Source organism: Streptomyces sp. NPDC050147 (genome assembly GCF_040660195.1).
GTDB lineage: Bacteria > Actinomycetota > Actinomycetes > Streptomycetales > Streptomycetaceae > Streptomyces.
In genome coordinates, this window is the sequence record NZ_JBFALJ010000040.1 from 26967 (window position 1) to 47571 (window position 20605).

At 72.8% G+C, this 20605-nt stretch carries 21 protein-coding genes; 2 read left to right on the forward strand and 19 right to left on the reverse strand.

Translation table 11 applies throughout. From position 1 onward, the window contains the following. Positions 1–12: 12 nt before the first annotated feature. From AB0I94_RS39420 to AB0I94_RS39450, 7 genes are all read right to left on the reverse strand, one after another. Positions 13–672 carry an aspartate/glutamate racemase family protein gene (locus AB0I94_RS39420; RefSeq protein ID WP_363314627.1) on the reverse strand — a complete coding sequence of 220 codons (660 nt, stop codon included), beginning with the start codon at positions 670–672 and terminating at the stop codon, positions 13–15. Beyond that, the gene (locus tag AB0I94_RS39425) at positions 666–1016 is read right to left on the reverse strand and encodes a GNAT family N-acetyltransferase (protein ID WP_363314628.1); all 351 of its coding nucleotides are present in this window, start codon (positions 1014–1016) and stop codon (positions 666–668) included. The genes AB0I94_RS39420 and AB0I94_RS39425 overlap by 7 nt, the downstream gene beginning before the upstream one ends. Further along, positions 1013–1480 carry an aspartate 1-decarboxylase gene (gene panD / locus AB0I94_RS39430; protein WP_363314629.1) on the reverse strand — a complete coding sequence of 156 codons (468 nt, stop codon included), beginning with the start codon at positions 1478–1480 and terminating at the stop codon, positions 1013–1015. The genes AB0I94_RS39425 and panD overlap by 4 nt, the downstream gene beginning before the upstream one ends. Positions 1481–1635: 155 nt before the next feature. Further along, positions 1636–2469, reverse strand: coding sequence for an amino acid ABC transporter ATP-binding protein (locus AB0I94_RS39435; RefSeq protein ID WP_363314630.1), 834 nt, complete (start codon positions 2467–2469; stop codon positions 1636–1638). 5 nt (positions 2470–2474) lie between these two features. Then, the gene (locus AB0I94_RS39440) at positions 2475–3260 is read right to left on the reverse strand and encodes an amino acid ABC transporter permease (RefSeq protein ID WP_363314631.1); all 786 of its coding nucleotides are present in this window, start codon (positions 3258–3260) and stop codon (positions 2475–2477) included. A gap of 41 nt (positions 3261–3301) precedes the next feature. Beyond that, complete coding sequence (locus tag AB0I94_RS39445) at positions 3302–4057, reverse strand: ABC transporter substrate-binding protein (protein WP_363314653.1); 756 nt, start codon at positions 4055–4057, stop codon at positions 3302–3304. Between the two features lie 703 nt (positions 4058–4760). Next, positions 4761–5213 (reverse strand): hypothetical protein, encoded by a 453-nt coding sequence (locus tag AB0I94_RS39450; protein WP_363314632.1) that lies wholly within the window; start codon positions 5211–5213, stop codon positions 4761–4763. Positions 5214–5741: 528 nt separating this feature from the next. Here AB0I94_RS39450 and AB0I94_RS39455 point away from each other — a divergent pair. Further along, positions 5742–5939 carry a hypothetical protein gene (locus AB0I94_RS39455; RefSeq protein WP_363314633.1) on the forward strand — a complete coding sequence of 66 codons (198 nt, stop codon included), beginning with the start codon at positions 5742–5744 and terminating at the stop codon, positions 5937–5939. A 122-nt stretch (positions 5940–6061) separates the two neighbouring features. On the opposite strand, the gene AB0I94_RS39460 is transcribed toward AB0I94_RS39455, so the two are convergent. From AB0I94_RS39460 to AB0I94_RS39480, 5 genes are all read right to left on the reverse strand, one after another. Continuing rightward, the gene (locus tag AB0I94_RS39460) at positions 6062–6994 is read right to left on the reverse strand and encodes a glycosyltransferase (RefSeq protein ID WP_363314654.1); all 933 of its coding nucleotides are present in this window, start codon (positions 6992–6994) and stop codon (positions 6062–6064) included. A 125-nt stretch (positions 6995–7119) separates the two neighbouring features. Further along, positions 7120–7995 carry a glycosyltransferase gene (locus AB0I94_RS39465; RefSeq protein WP_363314634.1) on the reverse strand — a complete coding sequence of 292 codons (876 nt, stop codon included), beginning with the start codon at positions 7993–7995 and terminating at the stop codon, positions 7120–7122. Then, complete coding sequence (locus AB0I94_RS39470) at positions 7992–8978, reverse strand: glycosyltransferase family 9 protein (RefSeq protein ID WP_363314655.1); 987 nt, start codon at positions 8976–8978, stop codon at positions 7992–7994. The genes AB0I94_RS39465 and AB0I94_RS39470 overlap by 4 nt, the downstream gene beginning before the upstream one ends. A gap of 40 nt (positions 8979–9018) precedes the next feature. Next, positions 9019–10011 (reverse strand): NAD-dependent epimerase/dehydratase family protein, encoded by a 993-nt coding sequence (locus tag AB0I94_RS39475; protein WP_363314635.1) that lies wholly within the window; start codon positions 10009–10011, stop codon positions 9019–9021. A 280-nt stretch (positions 10012–10291) separates the two neighbouring features. Then, complete coding sequence (locus AB0I94_RS39480) at positions 10292–11038, reverse strand: SDR family oxidoreductase (protein WP_363314636.1); 747 nt, start codon at positions 11036–11038, stop codon at positions 10292–10294. Positions 11039–11609: 571 nt separating this feature from the next. On the opposite strand from AB0I94_RS39480, the gene AB0I94_RS39485 reads away from it, so the two are divergent. Beyond that, on the forward strand, positions 11610–12992 hold the full coding sequence (locus tag AB0I94_RS39485; protein WP_363314637.1) for an MFS transporter: 1383 nt from the start codon (positions 11610–11612) through the stop codon (positions 12990–12992). A gap of 117 nt (positions 12993–13109) precedes the next feature. Here AB0I94_RS39485 and AB0I94_RS39490 read toward each other — a convergent pair whose 3' ends face one another. The 7 genes from AB0I94_RS39490 to AB0I94_RS39520 all read right to left on the reverse strand — a co-directional run bounded on the left by AB0I94_RS39490 (position 13110) and on the right by AB0I94_RS39520 (position 20581). Next, entirely contained in the window at positions 13110–14129 is a 1020-nt protein-coding gene (locus tag AB0I94_RS39490; RefSeq protein WP_363314656.1) for a glycosyltransferase family 9 protein, read from the reverse strand. A gap of 246 nt (positions 14130–14375) precedes the next feature. Then, positions 14376–15770: a D-glycero-beta-D-manno-heptose 1-phosphate adenylyltransferase gene (gene rfaE2, locus AB0I94_RS39495; RefSeq protein ID WP_363314638.1), complete on the reverse strand. Its 1395-nt coding sequence runs from the start codon at positions 15768–15770 to the stop codon at positions 14376–14378. Beyond that, on the reverse strand, positions 15767–16417 hold the full coding sequence (locus tag AB0I94_RS39500; RefSeq protein WP_363314639.1) for an SIS domain-containing protein: 651 nt from the start codon (positions 16415–16417) through the stop codon (positions 15767–15769). Before AB0I94_RS39500 ends, rfaE2 begins: the two co-directional genes overlap by 4 nt. Positions 16418–16576: 159 nt before the next feature. Continuing rightward, positions 16577–17869, reverse strand: coding sequence for a glycosyltransferase (locus tag AB0I94_RS39505; RefSeq protein WP_363314640.1), 1293 nt, complete (start codon positions 17867–17869; stop codon positions 16577–16579). Then, the gene (locus AB0I94_RS39510) at positions 17866–18831 is read right to left on the reverse strand and encodes a glycosyltransferase (protein ID WP_363314641.1); all 966 of its coding nucleotides are present in this window, start codon (positions 18829–18831) and stop codon (positions 17866–17868) included. The genes AB0I94_RS39505 and AB0I94_RS39510 overlap by 4 nt, the downstream gene beginning before the upstream one ends. Next, on the reverse strand, positions 18828–19949 hold the full coding sequence (locus tag AB0I94_RS39515) for a glycosyltransferase family 9 protein (protein ID WP_363314642.1): 1122 nt from the start codon (positions 19947–19949) through the stop codon (positions 18828–18830). Before AB0I94_RS39515 ends, AB0I94_RS39510 begins: the two co-directional genes overlap by 4 nt. Further along, positions 19946–20581 carry an HAD family hydrolase gene (locus tag AB0I94_RS39520; protein WP_363314643.1) on the reverse strand — a complete coding sequence of 212 codons (636 nt, stop codon included), beginning with the start codon at positions 20579–20581 and terminating at the stop codon, positions 19946–19948. The genes AB0I94_RS39515 and AB0I94_RS39520 overlap by 4 nt, the downstream gene beginning before the upstream one ends. Positions 20582–20605: the final 24 nt, after the last annotated feature.

Genomic DNA, 20605 nt, shown 5'->3' on the forward strand with positions numbered 1-20605 from the left:
CCCGCTGTCAGCCTACGACTTGGCGCCGACACCACACCGGAGAACGGCCGCGCGCAGGCCGGGACGCGGACTGGAGATGACCGGTACGGGGAGGGTGGCGCGGTCCGCCGCGTCCGCCATGGACGCCTGGGCGAGGACGACGGAGTCGACGCCGTCCAGGGCGTCGACGGCTTTCACGATCAGACGTACGTGGCCTTCCCGGTCCCCGGCCTCGAACCGCTCCCAGGCGCCCTCCACCAGGACGGTCGTGACGTCGACAGGCCGCCCGGCGCGGGCGGCTTCCTCCTCGACGAGGGCGCGGGTCGGGCCCAGGGTGCTCGCCAGGGTGGCGACAACAGCCACGGACCGCCCCGCCGCGACGGCGGCGGCCGCCATGGGCCGGTCGACCCGCACGAGGGGTACGCCGACGGCCGCGGCGCGGGCCTCGGTGACGGCGCCGATCGTCGAGCAGGTGCAGAGCACCGCTTCCGCCCCTTCGGCGACGGCCCGCGCAAGCAGCTCCTGGATGTCGTCGGCCACCGCGTCGGGCCCCTCGGCCCGGGCTCGCGCGAGCAGGTCCTCGTGGACGAGGTGCCGCAGGGCGAATCCCGGGTGGTCCTGGTCCCGCAGCGCCTCGAAGACGGGGACGTGCACGGGCGAGGTGTGCAGCAGGGCGAGCGTGGCGGTCACCATGCGGCCGGGTCCGACTTCACCTTGTCCAGGGCGGCGGCGACCAGCTCTCCGGAGGGGACGGGCGCCTCCTCGGGGTGCCGCTCGGCCCACTTCACGACGTACGGGCACAGGGGCGCGACGGCGACGCCTTCCCGCGCCGCCATCGCGTACAGCTCCCTGGTCAGCGATCCCGCGATGCCCTCGCCTTCATGGGCGGGCACGACTTCGGTGTGCACCGGCACCAGGGCGGACTCGGGCGCGTCGAGCGTGAAGTAGACGATCCGGCCCACGACTTCCCCGCCCGCGCGCGCCTCGATGACGCCGCGCGCCCGGTCGTCGCGGATCTCGGTTTCACCGCTGCTCATCGGCTCTCCTGAAGGTCTTGCACCGCCTGCGGGCCGCGCTGGGCTCGTACCGCCTGCGGGCTGCGCGCCATGTCGTCGGCGCCGGGCACCGGCTCGGCCGCGTCGTCACCGAGGGCCACGATGCGGTTGTCCTCGCCGTCGACGTGCACGATCTTGGGCTTCAGGGCGCGTGCTTCGACGTCGTCGACCTGGGCGTAGCTGATGATGATCACCCTGTCGCCGGGGTGCACGAGGTGCGCGGCGGCTCCGTTGATGCCGATGACGCCGCTGCCGCGTTCGCCCTCGATGGTGTAGGTCTCCAGACGGGCGCCGTTGGTGATGTCGACGATGTGCACGAGCTCGCCGGGCAGCAGGTCGGCGGCGTCGAGGAGATCGGCGTCGATGGTGACGGAACCCACGTAGTGCAGGTTCGCCTGGGTCACCGTGGCACGGTGGATCTTGGACTTGAACATGGTGCGCAGCATGAGGCACTCCCGGAAGACGGCTCCCTGCCTGCTTTGTGCAGGTCAAGGGCGTCCCTCACTGTACATCGGCACGCCTTCGACTCGAAGGCTCTCTCCGACATCGTGTGCCCCGGCGGGCAGGCTCCCCACCTGCCCGTGGGCGCCCCGAGGCGCGCTCAGCGGTCCACGCGCTTCTCGTGCGGTCCGGTGTCCGGGACCTCGCCCACCTCCGCCGCCGCAGGATCGAGTACGCGCGCCAGGAACGTCCGGGTCCGCTCGTGCTGCGGGTCGCCCACCACACGTTCGGGCGTGCCCTCCTCGACGATCATTCCGTCGTCCATGAAGATCACCCGGTCGGCGACCTCGCGCGCGAAGCTCATCTCATGGGTGACGACCAGCATCGTCATCCCCTCCTGGGCGAGCGAGCGCATCACCGCGAGTACGTCCCCGACCAGTTCGGGGTCGAGCGCGGACGTCGGCTCGTCGAAGAGCATCAACTCGGGGTCCATGGACAGCGCCCGAGCGATCGCGACCCGCTGCTGCTGGCCGCCGGAGAGCTGCGCCGGATAGGACTGCTCCTTGTCGACGAGGCCCACCCGCGCGAGGTTGGCCCGCGCGATGCGCTCCGCCTCCTCCTTGCCGCGCCGCAGCACACGGCGCTGCGCGATGGTCAGGTTCTCCAGCACCATGAGGTGCGGGAAGAGGTTGAAGGACTGGAAGACCATGCCGATCCGACGGCGTACGCGATCGATGTCCACATCGGGGTCGGTGACCTCCGTACCGGCCACCGTCACCGTGCCCGACGTGGGCTCTTCCAAGAGATTGACGCAGCGCAGCAGGGTCGACTTGCCGGAGCCCGAAGGGCCGATGACGCAGACCACGTCACCGCGCCCGACCGTGAGGTCGATGCCCTTGAGCACCTCCAGATCGCCGAACGACTTGCGCAGCTCGCGCACCTCGATCGCCTGACCCGAAGGTGCGGGCGCGTCGGGTGCCTTGTCCAACTTCATGGTGCTCACCTGGCTTTCGCCGTACGGGCCTCGAGCCGCCGCACCAGATGGCCGAGCGGGAGGGTGATGACGAGATACAGCAGTCCGGCGATCAGGATCGGGGTCAGGCTCTTGTGCTCGTTCAGCGCGTCCCGGCCGAAGTTGGCCAGCTCGAACTGGCCGAGCGAGAGGCCGAGCAGATACACCAGTGAGGAGTCCTTGGTGAGCAGGATCAGCTCGTTGGTCAGCGGCGGCAGCACGATCCGGAACGCCTGCGGCATCACGATCGACACCATCGCACGCCCCTGCGACATGCCCAGTGAACGGGCCGCCTCCGTCTGCCCCTTGGGCACCGCCAGAATGCCCGCCCGGATCGTCTCGGCCATATAGGCGGCGCCCACCAGGCCCAGAGACAGCATCACCGTGATGTCCATGTCGAGCGCGACCTCGAAGGCCAGCGGCACACCGAAGCCGAGCGCGATGAACACAAGGAGGGACGGAACGCCACGGAAGAACTCGATATAGGCGATCGCGATCCAGCGGTACGGAGGCACCGTGGACAGCCGCATCAGCGCAAGCACGACGCCGAGCCCCAGGCCGAAACCGAAGCCGAGCAGCGTGTAGTAGGCGGTGTTGACCAGCGCGGTGGTGACCACCTCGGGGAACAGCGCCTTGGCGATCTCCACGTCGAAGAACGCCTGGCGCAGTGTCCCCCAGTCGGCCACCAGCGCGAACACGGCTATGGCGATGAACAGCACGGCGTACTGGACGCCGCGGAACAGTCGTGCCCGCCGCCGTCGGGACATGGACATACGTGCAGAACTCCTCTGGTCAGCCGTTTGAATGCTCGAGGTCAGCTCTGCGGAGTGGTGCCGAACCACTTCTTGTAGATCTTGTCGTAACTGCCGTCGGTCCGGGCCTTCTTGAGGACCTTGTTGACCTTCGTGCGCAGTGAGTCGTTGCCCGTGCGGAAGCCGATTCCGTACTTCTCACCGGTGTCGAACTCCGCGGTCACCTCGGTGTCCGGGTTGTCCTTGATGTATTCGAAGAGCACGCCGTTGTCGTTGATGCCCGCGTCGACTTTGCCGGCCTTGACCGCCGTGAGCAGCAAGCCGACGTCCTCGTACTCCACGAGCTCCATGTCGAGGCCCTTGCTCTCCTTCTTGGCGTAGATGCCGCCGGTGGTGGCCTTCTGGTAGCCGAGCTTCTTCCCCTTGAGATCCTCGAAGGTCTTGTAGGGCTTCCCCTTCTTGGTGATCAGCGCCTGGGTGGCGTTGAAGTAGGGGTCCGAGAAGTCCATGACCTTGTCGCGCTCGTCGGTGATCGTCATGCCTGCGGCGGCCAGGTCGCACTTGCGGATGTTGAAGTCCTGGCCGGTTTCGATGCCCTCGAAGGGTGTGTTGACGATCTCCTGCTCGACCCCCAGTTCCTTGGCGACCAGGTCGACCAGGTCCACGTCGAAGCCGACGATCTTGCCGTCCTTCTTCGACTGGAACGGCGGATAGGGCAGATGCGTGCAGGTCTTGATCTTGCCGGACGAGACGAGCTTGATCCCCGAGGCGCCCTTGTCGCCGTCGCCGTCGGACTTGGTGCTGGTGCAGCCCGTCATCAGCAGGCCGGCGACTGCGGTCAGGGCTATGGCAGCCACCGGGGAACGAACGGACTTCGGGGGACGAGCGGGCACAGTACCTCCAGGGCAGGCTCGAACCAGGGCGCGAGCGAGATCAACAGCGCTGTGTGCTGCGCAAGCTGCGGTGCATCCTGCCACCGACCAGGGCTCTTGTCCCGCCCTTGGGATTGCGTATGGGTAACGCACTCGATCTCCACTGCATCAAATCCCCTGCGTGAGCGGTCACTTGCTCTATGTCAGCTCCCAAGTCGCCGCCGAGGGGCGGGTAACCGTCAGAGCGAGGAGCGTCGAGTACTGCGATGGGCTCCTTCCAGGAGTCCTGCCGCATGCGCGGTCCGCTGGTACGACACGTAGCGCCCGTCTCTGCGGTTTCGAGGTCCGCGAGCAAGTCCGCTCGGGCGTTGCCAACCACTTGCGCGATCTTTCCGGACCTGCGATCCCGGTCGGCTCCGATCCGCTGGGCGGGGTAGCAGAAGACGAATTGCCCGGGGGATTCGACCTGGATGATGACGGCGGGCCGGCTGAGCACGCTGGGGGTGAGGACCAGTCCCGGGCGGCGACATCGATTTCGGCATCCCACGGCGTGGCGGGGGGATCTGGTCGCCATCCCAGGCCATGTCGGGGTGGAGTGCTCCGAGCGTCCGGGCGACGCCGTGGGTGGCGAGGGTCCGGGCGCAGACAGTCAGTGATCGAGGACCCCGTCACCGTTGACATCGGCCACGGCCATCGCGAGGAACTGGCGCTGGGCGGCCACGGTCACCGGTTTGCCGAGGCCGTTCACACCGCCGAACATGACCACCGCCTGGTAGGTGGCGCCCGGCTCGGTCTTCCGGCCCGGTCGGGTGGGTTCTCGGGTGGCGACCTGGTCCGTGAATCCGTCGCCGTCGAGGTCGCCACGGAGCAGTGGGCCGCTGTAGACGTCGCTATAACGCGTGGCGCGGGCCGCGTCCAGTCCGCTCTTGGAGCCCGGGACGACGACTACGTGCCAGGCCCATGACCCGCCGGAGGCGCGGTTCGCTTCGACGGTGACGAAGTCGTCGTAGCCGTCCTTGTCGAAGTCGCCCGTGCCGGATCCGCTGCGACCGTCGCGATCACGCGGGGCCGGACGGCTCTCCCCCGTACCGCCGGCTGTCACGTCCCGGCTCCCGCCATCGCCTGCGCAACCCGTGAGCAGTCGGGCTGTGCAGCCCAACAGGGCGAGTGCGAACCGGGGTGCGGTCCCGTGGGCTCCTGACGCAGGGGTGTTGTCGTTTCCCCGGTCGGCGGGTCGAGGCTCTGCAGCGGCTGACGGATTTCGGTCAGCGGCCAGCGACGCGCTGAGCCGGGTAGCACCCGGCTGCCCGAACACGGCCTTGTGCAGCACCCTTCAGGTTTGTGCCATCGAAGTTCGAGTGGCAGTGCTGGGCGTCAGGAGTAGCGGTGGGGGAGCTCGTAGGTGCGTACGCGGATCCGGATCTTGGCTCTGCCGTGACAAGTGGCAGGTCAGACTCCTCCGAAGTGGCCCCGTGTCGCAGTCACCATCACGCTGCCTGCGGCCGCCAACTTACTCCTCGGTTATATCGGCAACAGCATCGTGGATGTGCCCTGGCGCTTGCTCGAAGTCTGGGTGTTCCCCGGTTATGGGTGGGCACCCGCGCCATCCCCGACGGACACGGATAACGGCATGGGGCCGATCATCGCGGCGCTGGCCCTCCTCACCACCCCGTACCTCCTGATGTGCGGCTTCATCAACTACTTGGTGACTCAGGCGATCAACGTCTGCCGGCCCTCGTACGCCCTCGTCGCCTTCGTCGCGCTGATCGCGCCGGCAGTCGTCTTCACCATCGACCCATCTCTGTATGCCGATATTCCTCGGTACTGACAGAAAGCCGCGAAACTTGGCTGCTGCCTGAGGCAATCGGGCATCACCCGGGCCGACATCAATGAGCATGCTGCGACACCTCAGCGCCCGATGCTGACCATTTTTGCTGACCTGAGCGGCTCTCAGCCGACGTAACGGCGGGCCGTGGAGTGGCGGCGTGCCTTCTCCAGAGCGACTATGCGGGCCTCGACCGAAGCGGGGACGGGGGCCCGCTCTCTCAGGACCCAGGGCAGCCCCGCCACCGCCCGGGCGAGCGCACGCAGGGTCGGCTTGTCCCTCGGCACAGTGCGCAGCAGATGGCCGGTGCGGCGCAGAGCCGAGGGCAGTGGGCGGCGCAGCCACGTGAACCACAGGGTGTTGCGCAGGCCGAGGACGCGCCGGTCGGTGCTGTCACGGACCTGCGAGGCGTGGTGGTGGATGGTCAGCTCCGGCACATAGCTCAGCCAGTGCCCTCGCGTCAGCAGGTCGGTGGCGAGGAGCTCCTCCTCCCCGCCGAGCCACAGCCCCGGATGGAAACCGCCCACGCCCCGGAAGGCGTCGGCACGGATGACCGTCGCGGCGGCCAGGAACGAGCCCAGGGCGGGGCCGGGCAGCCAGTCGGGGCCCGAGAGCGGGGAGTCGCGCAACTCCGCCACGACGGGGTCCTCCTGTCCGGACGGCTCGACCACGATGCGGGCCGTCACGGCCGCGAGGGGCGGATGCGCGTCGAGGAGGTCCGCGGCCCGCCGCAGGGAACCCGGCTCCCACCAGGTGTCGTCGTCGCAGAACGCCACGTACGGCGTCCGGGCGTGGCGGACTGCGAGGTTGCGCCCCACCGCCCCCAGGTTGCGTCCTGGCCGCAGCAGTTCGACCTCCGGGAACTGCCGGGCGACCGCCTCCGCCGTGCCGTCGCGCGAGTCGTTGTCGGTGACGATCACAGGTGGCCGCTCGGGGAGTTCTCGCAGCGTGCGCAGAGTGCGCAGCAGTTCGGTGCGGCGGTCCTTGGTGATCACGACGACGGTCGTGCGGGGGTCGGGCCCGGAGCCGCCCTCGCCGTTCGCGAGGGAGGCGGGCATGTGGGGGGTCTCGTGCGTCATCTGCGCTGATCCTGTGCGTCGGGTGGTCATCTGCTCGGTGGTTCGGGGGTGGTCATCTGTTTGGTGGTTCGGGGGTGGTCATCCGCTCTGTGGTTCCGGAGTGGTCATGAAGGGACGCGGTCCAGTAGGCGGGCCGCGCTCTCGATCGGGGCGGGCAGTGGTTCCCGGGCGTGGAGAGCGGCGGGGAGGCGGGTGAGTACGCCTTTGAGGGCCGTCGCCGCGTCCCTTTCCCCGCGGGCGGCCGCCGCGGCGAGGTGCGCGGTGCCGCGCAGGGCCACCGTGAAGGGCCGCCGGAGCCAGGCGGTGAGCAGGGCGTTGCGCCGTTGCACCGCGGAGCGGCCGGGCCGCGTGCGGGGATCGGGGTGGTGGTGGGCCGTCACGGAGGGCTCGTAGGTCACGCCCCAGCCGCGGGCCGCCAAGTCGTAGGCGAGCAGGGTCTCCTCCCCGCCGAAGAACAGCACCCGGTGGTAGCCGCCCGCTTCCAGGAAGGCCTGGCGCCGGGCCACCGCCGCGCAGGCGAGGAAGCCGAGGACGGGGCGGCCGGGGAGGTCGTGGGCGGGCGGCAGCGGTGAGTCGGCGAGCACGCGGTTGAGCGGGTCCTCGCGTGCTTCGGGGCCGACCAGGGTGCGGGCGGCCAGGAGGCCCAGGCGTGGGTGCGCGTCGAGAAGGTCGGCGGCGGTGTCGAGAGCTCCCGGGCCCCACCAGGAGTCGTCGTCGCTGAACGCCACGTACGGCGTGGTGGCGTGCCGCACCGCGAGATTGCGGCCCAGGGCCCCGGTGTTGCGTCCCGCCTCGACGACGTGGGCGCCGATGTCGTGGGCACGCACCGCCTCGGCCGTCGCATCGGTGGAGCCGTTGTCCACGACGATGACGGGCGGCCGCTCCGGCAGCGCGGCGAGCCGGTCCAGGGTGCGCAGCACGCTCTCTCGGCGGTTCCGCGTGATCACCGCGACGGTGGTGCGCGGGGATGCTGCGCTCACGTGCACTCCTTCAGAAGTTTCTGCACCGCACGCACCACGTCGTCCGGCAGTGCCTCGTTGAGGCCGGGACGGCCGGTGTCCGCGCCGGGGTTGGGCTGGTCCCCGAGGAGGACCGCGGGCACGCCGTAGGGGCTCCGGCGTTCCGCGGGCACGGCCGGGGAGCCGACGGAGACGACCGGGGTACCGGTCGCGGCGGCCAGGTGGGCGGGTCCCGTGTCGCCCGCGACGACGACATCGGCCGTACGCAGTACGCCCGCCAGGGTCCGCAGGTCGGTGCGGCCGCCGAGGTCGACGGCCGTGTCGCCGCTGACCCGCCGGGTCAGGGCGTTCTCCTGGGGCCCGCCGGTGACGACGACGCGGTGGCCGGCGTCGGCGAGCAGGGCGACCGCCTCCGCCGCGCGTCCGGCGTCCCAGGCCCGGTCCAGCGCCGACGTGCCCGGATGCAGCACGACGTACGGGCCGTTGCCGGTGAGGCCGGTCGTGTCGGGGGTCGGGAGCACACGGAGCCGGCCGTCGTCGCCGGCCCTGGGCAGGAAGCCGAGGGCCGCGGCCGTGTCGAGCGCCGCTTCGGCGTCGTGCCGACCGGGCAACCGGCGGTGCCGCACGTCGATGAGGGTGCCCATGTGGTCGGAGCTTTCGGCCCCGATACGGGGGACGTGGGCCATCCGCAGCAGGAGCGCGATGGGCAACGGGCTCTGCTCGAAGGACGTGACGACTAGGGCGACGTCGTACGCCGCCTCCCGCAAGCTCCGCAGCAGACCTTCGACGTCCGCCTCGTCCACCGTGGGCGGGCGGGTTCCCTCCCAGGGGGCCTCCCAGACGAGGACCTCGTCGACGTGGGGCAGCAGCGCGGCGGCGGACGCGCCGCGCGGCCCGCACAACATCGTCACGTGGTCGGCCCCGGCCGCGACCGCGCGGACCGCGGGTCCGGCCAGGAGGACTCCGCTCATGCCGTCCAGGCAGACGACGAGCGCCTTCCCCATACCCTGCGCGGACACCGTGAGGGGGCCGCCCCGCACGTCGTCACCAGGAACACGCATGGCGTACGCCTCCCTCGGCGCCCGGCGGCCCGCTGCCCGCCGCGGCGCGCTCGGTGAAGTGAGCGATGGTGCGCTTGAGTCCGTCGTCCAGCAGGACCTTGGGCGTCCAGCCGAAGAGCTCGTGGGCGAAGCCCGTCGCGGGGGCGGGCGGCTCGGGGGCTTCGGCGGGTGCCCCGGTGAACTCCAGGCGGGCGTCGGAGCCGGTCAGGTCGAGCACCCGGCCGGCGATCTCCCTCACGGTCGGCCCGTGATCGCCGCCGATGTCGACCGGCCGCACCGAGCGGCTCGCGGCCACCAGGAGCATGCCCTCGACCGTGTCGTCGACGTAGCACAGCGAGGGCGTACCGCTGCCGTCACCAGGAACGGTCACCGGCCCACCGGTCAGGGCCTGCCGGATGAGGCCGGGGATCACCCCGCCGTCGCCGGAGCCCATGCGCGGTCCGTACGCGGGGAAGACCCGCACGATGCCCGCGTCGGCCTCTTTGGCGCCCACGTACGCGGTGGTCAGCGCCTCGGCGAAGCGCTGGGACTCGTCGTACGCGGTGTGCGCCCCGGCCGGGTCCGCGTGGAGGAGGCAGGTGGAGGCGAGCAGGAACCGCGCGTCGTCCCGCTCGGCGACGGCCAGGGCGTTGCGGGTGCCGAGGCTCGCGGCGTCGAGTGTCTCCAGCGGGCGCGCGACAGTCTCCACGGCGGGGCAGGCGAAGTGCACCACGAGGTCGTAGGGCCCGGCGAGGGTGTCGGGGCAGCCGGGCCGCGCGAGGTCGAGTTCCAGCAAGCGGAATCCGGGGCGGCCCGCCAGATGCCCGACGTGGTGGGCGGGGCCCGTGGACGGGTCGTCCACGCAGTCGACTGCCACTCCGGCGTCCAGCAGGTGTTCGCACAGATGCGAACCGAGAAAGCCGGCGCCCGCGGTCACCATCGCCTTCTGCCACGGAGGAGGTGGCTGCGGCGTCATGGAGAACATGGTCGGCGTCATGAGCGAGACCTTCCTTCCGCGTTACGGATGACTGCCTGCGGGAGGGGCCGGGCAACCGGGGCCTTCCCCGGCCGGCAGTGCCTCGGGTGCCCCGCCGTCCGCGTTCCAGACATGGACGTGTGCGGTTGCCGTGACCTGTGCGGTTGCCGTGACGCGCGGGGTCCGGGCGTAGGGGGCGTGCGAGGCTGGGCCGTGGGGGACGCTGGGCGTAGGGCATGACATGCGTGGCTGCGCGTACGCCGCTGTGGCGCTCCGCGCCTTACGCGCACACTCGGGCCCGTCACGGCCAGGACGGCTCCCTGCGGGGGACGACGACCAGTTCGCCCACCACGCTGCCGGCCGGGACCGAGAGCGCGTACAGGACCGTGTCGGCCACGATGTCGGGGCTCTGCAGCATGGTCACGTCGGCGTCCGGGAAGCGTTCCAGGATGAACGGGGTCTCCATGCCGCCCGCGATGATCCCGGTGACGCCGATCCCCACGCAGTCGCGCTGGGCTTCCTGGAACAGCGTGTGGGTGAACGCGCGCAGACCCGACTTGCCCGCCGCGTACGGCCCCGCCTCGGTCCACGTCCGGTTCGCGGCGGTGGACAGGATGTTCACGATGTGGCCGCCACCGCGGGCGATCATGCGCCGGTAGGTCTCCAGGCACAGGTACATCGGCCCGAGCAGATTGGTCTCGACGACGCGTCTCACCTCGTCGGCCGTCAGGTGCTCGATGGGCTTGGAGACGTCCACGGCGGCGTTGTTGACCAGGATGTCGACCGGTCGGCCGCTGTCTTCCAGTTCCTGGAAGACTTCCGCGACGCCATCCGCGTCCCGTACGTCCATCTCCACGAACCGGGCGTCGCGGCCCTCGCCGGTGAGCTCGTCACAGAGCTCTACGGCCAGATCCTTGCGGACGTCGGCGACCAGGACGCTCGCACCGGCCGCCGCCAGTTTCCTTGCGATCGAGGCGCCGAGGCCCCGGGCCGCGCCGGTCACCAGAGCCTGCTTGCCGCGGAGGTCGACCTGCGCTGCGCCGCCCATGGCTGTGCCTTTCTTCGTGCCGGTTACGGCGGTGCGCTCCGCGACCGCCCCGCTTCCCACTGTGACGGTCCGCGGGCCGTCCGGCACTTCGAGGCGGCCCGGAGACAGGGTGCGACTGTGGCCCCAGTCACCGCAGACGGGGCTTGACCTTCGGTCCGTGACCTCGCGGAAGTTCCGTGTGAGCAAGCACACCAGAAGCGCCAAAGCCCTTGCGGGGGACGGCACTTGGGAACGTTCGGCGGCGCGGTCGGCAGAGCCGTCTCAGGGCTCGGCGATCTCGTCTGCCACGATGGTCATCGCCGTACTCCGGAGCGTCCACGTGCCACTTGGCGCGTCCTGCCGACACCCCTCCCGCAGCGCGGTGTCCCTTACTGATCCGGTGGAGTGACCGCGCAGTGCAGCCGGTGTCCACAGCTCCCGCCGAGACCGCCCCCTGAGTCCTGACGGACTTGTCCCCGAGTCTTCGAGTGCTTCTGTGTCTTCCTCTCCTGCCTCGCCCGCGCCTTCTTCCTCCTCCACCTCTGCTGCCCCGTCCGACCCCACGCATGCATCGGCCGTCGAGGACGCTCCCGTGCCGCCCACGGCCGGGTCCCGGTCGCCGTGGCGGTCCCTGCGGTACCGCAGCATGCGCTGGTGGTCCGTCGCCAATTTCGTGTCGAACGCCGGCACGTGGATGCAGCTCACCGTGCAGAACCTGCTGGTGCTGCAGATCACCGGGTCCGCCGCCGCCACGGGTCTCTCGATGTCCGTGCAGGCCGCGCCCGCGCTCCTGATGAGCCTGGTGGGCGGCGCCGCCGTCGACCGCTGGCCCCGCAAGCTCACCGCCTCGGTGAGCCAGGCTCTGCTCGGCGCCATCGCCTTCACCACCGCTGTCCTCGTGGCGACCGGCGGGCTCAACCTGACCGTCCTCATGGGTCTTGCCGCCGTCACCGGCGTCATCGCCACGGTCGACGGGCCCGCGTGCGCCCTGCTGGGCAATGACCTCGTGCCGCCGGAGGACGTTCCCTCCGCCATCGGCGTGGGCTCGCTGGTCCACAGCGCGGGCCGCCTCGCCGGTGCCGCGCTCGGCGGCATCACGGTCGGGTTCCTCGGCACGGCCGCCGCCTATGCCGCCAACGGGGTGTCGTTCCTCTTCGTCGCCTTGGTCATCCCCTTCCTGCGTCCGGCGTACGGGGCGCTGCGGCAGGCCGCGGGCGACGGGTCCGTGGCTTCGGTGCCGAACAGTCCGGTACCGAACAGTCCGGTACCGAACAGTCCGGTACCGAAGAGCCCCGCGCCCGGCGGCCCCGCGCCGGTCGGCGAGAACATGACCGTCCGGCAGGGCCTCGCCTACTTCATGCGGCGTCCCCGGCTCGTGGCCCTCGCGGGCATCACCGGCGTCAGCGCGGTCTTCGGGCGGAACTACAACCTCACCCTGGCCGTGCTCGTCACCGGGCCGCTCGCCGGCGGCGCCGGATCGTTCGGCACGGTCTCCACCGTCCTCGCCGTCGGAGGCATCATCGGCGCGGTGCTCGGGGCCCGGCTGCGCAAGCCGTCCGTGCGGCTCGTGGGCACGCTCGCCGCTGCCGGCGCGCTGCTCCAAGTGGTGGCGGGATTCTCGCCCTCGTTCGCCATTCTGCTGGTCCTCGTCCTGCCGATGGCCGTGGTCGAGTCGGTCTCCGACACGGCGGGGACGACCGTCCTGCAGACCGACCCGCCCGCGCATCTGCGCGGTCGCGTGCTCGGCGTCTGGGGAAGCGTCAGCACCGCCTGGGGCCTGGGCGGACCGCCCGCGCTCGGCCTCCTCATGGAGCTGGCCGGCGCCCGCGGCGCCCTCGTCTCCGGCGGCCTGATCATCGCCGGTTCGATCGGGGCGGGCTTCCTGCTCCGCAGGCGCGGGAACGCGGCGCCGGTGCTTGTGCGTGAGGACGCGCGGGACGTCGCCGGACAGCCGGCGCTGAGCACGGCCGCCTGACCGCGCCTTGTCTTGGCAGCGCCTGCCGGGACGCCGAGTCCGCGTACGCCGTCACGGGTGAACGCCGGTGCCGGGGGGCGTGCACCCCTCTCCCGGGCGGCGGCCGTTTCGCCCCCCTCACCCGCCGGAAACCGGCATCCGCCCGGCTGCCGCGGTCGATCGGGGGCCTGGTTCCGGTGGTAGATCCCGTACCGCCGCCAGGACCTCGGCGGGCGTGATCCGCAGCAGCCGCTCGTCCGGGCGGCTGCCGTGGGCGTCGCCGGGGCGCGCGGAGTCGTCGCCGTCCGGGTGCCACAGCACCCGGTGGCGTGCGTCGGCCGGAGGGCCCCACAACCGTGGCGCCACCGGGCCGAACAGGACGACCGAGGGCGTACCGAGCGCCGTCGCCAGGTGGGCGAGGCCGGTGTCTCCGACGATGACGCAGCGGGCATGCGCCACGAGCGCCGTCAGTTGCTCGAACGGCACGTCCTCGGCACCGCCGAGCACGGCGTTCGTCGGCAGTCCCGCCTCCTTTGCCACGCGCAGCGCGGTCGCCGCCTCCCCCGCCCCGGCGGTCACCACGACGCGGTGCCCGCGGGCGTGCAACTCCTTGGCCACGGCGGCGAACCGCTGCGGCGGCCAGCGCCGGGCGCCCGCGTCGGCCCCCGGGTGGACCACCACCGCGCCGGGCGCCGGGGAGGGCGTCGGGGGCTGCGAAATGCCCACGTCCGTGGGGTCCGCCTCGATGCCGTACCAGGACAGCAGTCGGCACCACCGGTCCCGCTCGTGCTCGTCGTCCCGCCACACGGGTCCCTCGATGCCGGGCGTGTCCGGATGCGCGTAGGCGAGGAGCCGCCCGGGACGCAGCCGCTGGAGCAGCAGATGGCTGGGCGGGCCGTTGCCGTGCAGGTCCACGGCGACATCGGGGGCCGGACCCGTCCAGGCCAGGTCGGCGGGTACCGCCCGGTCGGCGGCCGACGCGGGCAGCAGCCGGTCCACCAGGCCGGTCGCGACGGCGGGCGCGGTGAGCCGCTCGGGCGCGGCCAGCACGATCTCGTGCGCGGGCAGCCGCCGCCGCAGGGCCCGCAGCGCCGGCACCACGGTCAGCAGATCCCCCAGCCCCAGGGCCCGCAACACCAGCACTCGGGGGCGCTCCACCGCTGAGGCGCAGGGCGGGGGCGGGTCGGGCACGGAGGGGTCGGGCGCGGGCGGGTCCGGCACGGACGCGTCGGGCGCAGACGCGTCGGGCGCAGACAGGCCAGGCGCTGACGGACCCGGCGCAGACAAGCCGGGCACAGACGCCTCTGGGCGCGGTGGACGCGTGGTTTCTTCGCTCACGTCGGAGGGCCTCTCGGCTCAGGGTGCGGACGACCGTGCCGCTCAGGGGGCGGACGACCGTGCCGCTCAGGGGGCGGACGGCCGTGCCGCCGCTGCCGCGGCGCGGCTGGCCAGCAGAGTGGTGGAGCGGCCGTCGAGGTACGGCAGGACGACGGCCTGGCCGCCCCACGCGCGCAGGGTCTCGGCCTCGGGGAGGTCCTGGACGGAGTAGTCGCCGCCCTTGACCCACACGTCCGGCCGCAGCTTGCCGAGCAGAACCTGCGGGGTGTCCTCCTCGAAGACGGCCACGGCGTCGACGCTGCCGAGCGCCTCGAGGACGCGGACCCGGTCCGCCTCCTTGTTCAGCGGGCGTCCGGGGCCTTTGCGGCGGGTGAGCGACTCGTCGGAGTTGAGGCAGACGATCAGGCAGTCGCCGATGCGCCGGGCGCTCTCCAGCAGACCGACGTGCCCGGCGTGCAGGAGATCGAAGCAGCCGCCGGTCGCCACCACCGTGCCACCTCGTGCCCGCACCTGTTCGGCGAGGGCGAAGGCGTCGGTGCCGCGTCCGGACGCGGCACGGTGCGCGGGCGTCGTCCGCCACAGCGCCGGGTTCGTGGCTCCACCCGCCGAGACGAAGGCGGCGGCCTCGGCCACGGCCCGCTGGAGGGCCTCCTCCGGCAGCGCCCCGTCGGCGAGCGCCGCGGCCGTGACGGCGGCGAAGCAGTCACCGGCGCCGCACGGGTCGCCGGTCGCGCGGTAGGGCGACGGCACGAGCATCGGCGTACCGGAGTCCGGGCGGGTCAGGAGCACCCCGCGCTCACCCAGGGTCACGGCCACTCCGGCGGCCTGCCAGCGGTCCGCCAGCTCCGCGCCCCGCCGGGCGTACGCGCGCAGCGTCTCGTCGTCGCCCGGGCACAGCGCACGGGTCTCCGCCGCGTTGGGGGTGACGAGCCGCGCGCCCGGTACGGGGACGTCGCCCTTGGGGTGGGGGTCCCACACCAGCGGGGTGCGGGGGGTGACGGCCGCCAGGTGCTCCCGTACGGCGCTCGCGGTGTTCCGTCCGTAGTCCGCGACGAGGACGGCGTGGGCCCCGGCCAGCGCGTCGCGCACCGCCGCGTCCGGCTCGCCCGGTGTGCCGCCGCCCCTGTCGATGCGTACCAGGGGGCGGCCGGACGCCAGGACGCGTGTCTTCACCGGCAGGGTGCCGTTCAGCGGCAGCTCCACGAGCCGTACCCGCCCGCGGAGTTCGCGCCGGACGGCCTCGCTCGCGGGGTCGTCGCCGAGCGCGGTCACCAGGGTCACCTCACGGCCGCCTCGTGCCGCGAGCGCGGCGGCGAGGCCCGCCCCGCCGGGATGGCGCCGGTCGACGGCGACGTCGACGACGGGAGCGGGGGCGTCCGGGGAGAGCCGGCTGGCGGTGCCTTCGATGTCCTCGTCGAGGAGTACGTCCCCGACGACCACGAGCGGCTTCGGCCCCGTCACGAGACGCTCCCGTTGACGTGGACCACGTCGCGGGGCGCGATGCGGCCCGCGGTGGCCACGACGGGCTCGGAGAGTGCCGCGTCGAAGGCCTCGCACAGCAGGTGGACGGCGACGAGGTGGGCTTCCTGCACGGTCGCCGTGGTCTCGCCGTCGATGTACAGCACGTCGTCGGCGGCTTCGCCCAGCGGGTTCGGGCCGGGGCCGGTGAGCGCCCAGACGCGCAGCCCGGCGGCCCGGCCGGCCATCGCCGCCGTGATCAGATTGGCGCTGCGGCCGGACGTGGACAGCAGGATGAGGATGTCGCCGGGCCTGCCGTGTGCGGAGACCTGGCGGGCGAACACGTGGTCGAAGCCGTAGTCGTTGCCGATGGCGGTCATGCTGGAGGTCTCCGCGTGCAGGGAGATGGCCGAGTACGCGGGCCGCTCCTGCCGGTAGCGGCCCACCAGTTCGGCGGTCAGGTGCTGGGCCTGGGCGGCGCTGCCGCCGTTGCCCGCGGCGAGGAGACGGCTGCCGGCGGGCAGTGCGGCGGCCAGCCGGCCACCCCAGTCCGCGATCCGGCCGAGGCTGTCCCGGCGCAGTCGGCCGAGCGCCTGCTCCAGTGACCGGCAGTGCAGCTGAGCGGCGTCGAGTGCAGGGGATTCGCTCATGTTGATCGGGCGTACCGCGTCACTGAGGACGTCGGGAGCCCGCACCTCCTTCGGGTGTCGGTGCTTCACGATCGTTCGGCGAGGCCGCCGTCGGCCGGGGAGCGCCCCCGGCGGCAGAGGCCGCGCCCCTGCCGCCGGGCCGGCTGTCCGGTGCGGTCCTCACACGGCCCCGGCCCTCGTCACGACGGGCTTGGCGTCCAGGACCTCGCAGTACGCCGCCTCGGTGGCCGCCGCGACCTGACCCCAGTCGTACCGGCGCAGAACGCGACGGCGGCCCGCCTCACCGCTCGCCTCGCGGAGCACGGGGTCGCCGAGGAGTTCGGCGACGGCGCGGGCCAGTGCCTCCGGATCGCGCGGCGGCACGAGGCGGCCCGTGGCCGGGTCGGCGACCGTGTCCAGCTGCCCGCCGACGGCGCTGGCGACGACCGGCCTGCCGCACGCCATCGCCTCCAGCGGCACGATGCCGAACGGTTCGTAGTCCGCGGGGCACAGCACGACGTCGGCCGCGCGCAGCAACGCCGGTACGTCGGTGGTCGGTACGCCGCCGGTGAAGCGGACCCGGTCGGCGACACCCGCCTCGCGGGCCAGCGTGCGCAGCCGGCGGATCTCGGGGTCCTGGTCAAGGCGCTCGGCGGGCGGGCCGCCGACCACGACGAGTTCGGTCTCGGGCAGCTCGGCCAGCGCGGCGACGGAGACCGCCGCGCCCTTGCGCGGGACGAGCCGGCCCAGTTGGAGCACCTGGTGCCGTTGGGCGCCGCGCTCGGCCACCGGCCCCCGCGGGGTGAAAAGGTCGGTGTCGACGCCGCACGGCACGATGCCCACCTTGGCGGCGGGGACTCCCATCCTGCCCAGTTCGGCGACCTCGTCCCGGCAGGTGGCGATGACCCGGTCGCAGCCGAGGCCCACCTCCGTCTCCAGGGAGATCCGCTTGGGTGGGCTGGTGTCGGCGAACTGCTGGTGGCGTCGCTTCACCGTGCCGAGGGCGTGGTACGTGTGCAGCAGGGGCAGGCCCAGTTCACGCGTGGCCCGCAGCGCGGCGAGACCGGACATCCAGAAGTGCGAGTGCACCAGGTCGGGCGGCCGGCTGCGCCAGACGCGCGCCAGGTAGCGGCCGAACTCCCCCATGTGGGGCAGGAGTTCGTCCTTGGGTATCTGCTCGGGTGGTCCCGCGGGCACATGGTGCACCTCCACGCCGGCGCGCAGCGCCACGCGTTCGGGCAGGTCGGTCGCGTCACGGCGGGTGTAGACGGTCACCCGGTGGCCGCGGTCGGCGAGCGCGCCGGCGAGGCAGGCGACGTGGACGTTCTGGCCGCCCGCGTCCACGCCGCCCAGGGCGGCGAGCGGACTCGCGTGTTCCGAGACGAGTGCGATCGAAAGAGCCCCGGGACCCGCGGGACCCACGGGCCCCGCACCGAGGGCACCGGAGTCGAAGGGGTTCAGGAACGAGGTCATGAGATCGCCTCCGTCATCACGCGCTCCCAGTCGTCGAGGAAGCGCTTGAGTCCGTACCTTTCGAGAGCGGCCTGTCGGGCGCGTGCGCCGTCCTCGGCCGCTGCCTCCGGTTCTTCCAGGTAGCGCCGGGCGGCCCGCGCCAGGACCTCGGGGCGGGTGGAGAGCGTGCCGGCGCCGCGCGGAATGGCCTCGACCGCCTCCGTGGTGGCGAGCGCCACGACCGGCATGCCCAGGTGCATGGCCTCCAGGAGGGAGAGGCCGAGGGACGTCCAGCGCACCGGGTGCAGATACAGACGACGCTCCGCGAGCGCCACGTGCAGTTCGCTCTGCGGCAGGTCGGCGGTGCGGCAGCGCTCCTCGGGGACGCCCAGATGCGCGGCGAGGCCTTCGGTCCGCATGCCGAAGACGTCGAGGGGGGCCGCCCGGCTCAGGTCGGCCAGGAGGTCTGTGCCGGTGTAACGGCCGCGGCGCACCGGTTCGTTGACGACGACGGCGGCCCGGGGGAGGTGGCCGATGTACTGGTGGCCCGGGTCGACGATGCCGTGCTCGATCACCTCGGTGCGGGTGGTGCCGTTGTCCCAGAACAGCCGGTTGAAGTGCGTGACGTGGACGAGCGTCAGGTCGTCGCGGTCGGCGCACGGGTGCCGGGTGCTGGGAACGTCGCCGTCCGGTGCGTTGTGCTCCAGGTACACGGCGGGCACGTCACGTCCGGGGCGCCGGCCGCCGAGCCAGCGTTCGGCAAGATCCGGTTCGTGCGGTCGCTGGAAGACGATCAGGTCCACCTCGGCGTCGCGCAGTTCGTCGGGCGTGACCTCGCGCACCGAGTCGGGCCAGGAGAACGTCCGGGCCCGGCCGAGGCCGTCGGGGCCGCGGTCCGGTGTCACGGGAACGAGGTAGGTGTGGGGTCCCTGCACGAACGAGGTCGTCCAGGAACCATGCACGTGCCACAGCAGGATGTTCATACGGTCGCTCCTCGTTCCGTACCGGGCGTACGGCCCGTTCCGGTCGGCGGGTGGGACAGGGACGTCGCCGGTCGCGGGCACGTCCGGAGGGTGGCTGTGTCGTCGGCGAGCAGGGCCACGGCGGCGAGCACCTCGGCGTCGCCGACGCCGTCGAGGCAGGGGTGGCCCGGCAGCGGGCAGGTGCGCGCCCGGCTGTCCGCGCACCGCGCGCGCTGGTCGCCGAGCAGCACATGCCGTACGCCGTACGGGCCCCAGCGCTCGGCCGGCACCACCGGCGCGAACAGGCTGGCCACGGGGGTTCCCACGGCGGCGGCGAGGTGTCCGGGCCCGGTGTTGCCGACGACCGCCACCCGTGCGCCCGCGAGCACGCCCGCCAGGTGCCGCAGATCGGTGGCGCCGCCGAGGTCGAGGGCGTGCCGCCCGGCGACCAGCGCGGTCAGTTCCCGCTCGTCGGGCCCTCCGGTGACCACGACGCGGTGCCCGTCGGAGGCGAGGGCCACCGCCGCGCGCCGGGCCCGCTCGGGGCTCCAGGCGCGCGCGGGCACGGCGGCGCCGGGGTGCAGCACCACGTAGGGCTCGCTGCCGGTGAGGAGGGTGGTGTCGGGCGGCGTCGTCACCCGCAGCGCCCCGTCGTCGCCGGGCGGCAGCGCGAAGCCACCGGCTTCGGCGAGGTCCAGGGCGGCCAGGGCCTCGTGGCGGTGGGGCAGCCGGTGGTGACGCAGGTCGAGGAGGGCTCCCGGGTAGTCCTCGCTGTCGGCGGCCGTCCAGCCGATCCCGGCGAGCTTCAGGAGCAGCGCGACGGGCAGAGGGCTCTGGTGGTAGGAGACGAGGATCAGGGCCCGGTCGAAGCCGCCCGCCGCGACCGCGTCGAGCACGTGCCGCGTCGCCTCGCGGGACACCTGCGCGGCCTCCAGGCCCACCCACGGCGCGTCGTACACCAGTACGTCGTCCACGCCGGGCAGGAGCCTGCCCGCGTGGACGCCCTGCGGTCCGCACAGCAGGGCGGTGTGCGAGGAGCCGGCCGCGACGGCGCGCACGGCGGGCCCGGCGAGCAGCACGTCGCCCGCACTGTCGAGACGTACGACGAGGGTGCGCGGAAGGTCTCGGGTGCCGGTCATCGCCGCTCCCCCTCCCCGGGCCGGGCCCCGGGGGCGCCGGCGACCGCCGCCCGGCGCGCTGCTTTTGGCGGGCCGAGGAGAAGACCGACCGCGGTGAGCAGATCGGGGGCCACGGCGCCGGCGGACGCGATCTCCTCGGCGCGGGTGACCGGCGTGGGGACCAGTACGCCGTGGGCTCCGGCGGCGCGGGCGGCGCCCATGTCGGCCCCGATGTCGCCGATGACGGCGGTGCGTCCGGCCGGGACGCCGAGCTGTTCGCACGCGGCGCGCACCAGGCCGGGTGCCGGTTTGCGGCAGCCGCAGCCGTCGCCGGGGCCGTGCGGGCAGACGGCCCAGACGGAGAACGGTCCGAGGAGTTCCTCCACGCGCTGCCGCACCGCGTCGACCTGGGCTCGGGTCAGCAGACCTCGGGCGACACCGGACTGGTTGCTCACGACGCCGACGGGGATGCCCGCCGCCCGGACGGCCTCGACGGCGTCGCGGGCGGTCGGCATGAGCCGCACCAGGGCGGGGTCGCCGTTGTAGGGCACGTCCTCGACGAGGGTGCCGTCGCGGTCGAAGAGGACCGCTGCCGGGAGGTCGGGGTCGTCGTCGTGCGGGGTCGACGGCGTCGCGTGGGAACTCTCGGTCAACCAGGGCCCTTCGCGGCCGGTAGC

Bases quoted from the DNA above. Each gene is read 5' to 3' on its own strand.
- AB0I94_RS39460 (WP_363314654.1), bottom strand. From the start codon at position 6,994: ATGCCCGCCTCCCTCGCGAACGGCGAGGGCGGCTCCGGGCCCGACCCC.
- AB0I94_RS39515 (WP_363314642.1), bottom strand. From the start codon at position 19,949: ATGACCGGCACCCGAGACCTTCCGCGCACCCTCGTCGTACGTCTCGAC.
- AB0I94_RS39480 (WP_363314636.1), bottom strand. From the start codon at position 11,038: ATGGGCGGCGCAGCGCAGGTCGACCTCCGCGGCAAGCAGGCTCTGGTG.
- AB0I94_RS39445 (WP_363314653.1), bottom strand. From the start codon at position 4,057: ATGACGGGCTGCACCAGCACCAAGTCCGACGGCGACGGCGACAAGGGC.
- AB0I94_RS39475 (WP_363314635.1), bottom strand. From the start codon at position 10,011: ATGACGCCGACCATGTTCTCCATGACGCCGCAGCCACCTCCTCCGTGG.
- AB0I94_RS39425 (WP_363314628.1), bottom strand. From the start codon at position 1,016: ATGAGCAGCGGTGAAACCGAGATCCGCGACGACCGGGCGCGCGGCGTC.
- AB0I94_RS39500 (WP_363314639.1), bottom strand. From the start codon at position 16,417: ATGAGCGAATCCCCTGCACTCGACGCCGCTCAGCTGCACTGCCGGTCA.
- AB0I94_RS39420 (WP_363314627.1), bottom strand. From the start codon at position 672: ATGGTGACCGCCACGCTCGCCCTGCTGCACACCTCGCCCGTGCACGTC.
- AB0I94_RS39470 (WP_363314655.1), bottom strand. From the start codon at position 8,978: ATGGGGAAGGCGCTCGTCGTCTGCCTGGACGGCATGAGCGGAGTCCTC.
- AB0I94_RS39510 (WP_363314641.1), bottom strand. From the start codon at position 18,831: ATGAACATCCTGCTGTGGCACGTGCATGGTTCCTGGACGACCTCGTTC.
- panD (WP_363314629.1), bottom strand. From the start codon at position 1,480: ATGCTGCGCACCATGTTCAAGTCCAAGATCCACCGTGCCACGGTGACC.
- AB0I94_RS39435 (WP_363314630.1), bottom strand. From the start codon at position 2,469: ATGAAGTTGGACAAGGCACCCGACGCGCCCGCACCTTCGGGTCAGGCG.
- AB0I94_RS39455 (WP_363314633.1), top strand. From the start codon at position 5,742: ATGGGGCCGATCATCGCGGCGCTGGCCCTCCTCACCACCCCGTACCTC.
- AB0I94_RS39440 (WP_363314631.1), bottom strand. From the start codon at position 3,260: ATGTCCATGTCCCGACGGCGGCGGGCACGACTGTTCCGCGGCGTCCAG.
- AB0I94_RS39505 (WP_363314640.1), bottom strand. From the start codon at position 17,869: ATGACCTCGTTCCTGAACCCCTTCGACTCCGGTGCCCTCGGTGCGGGG.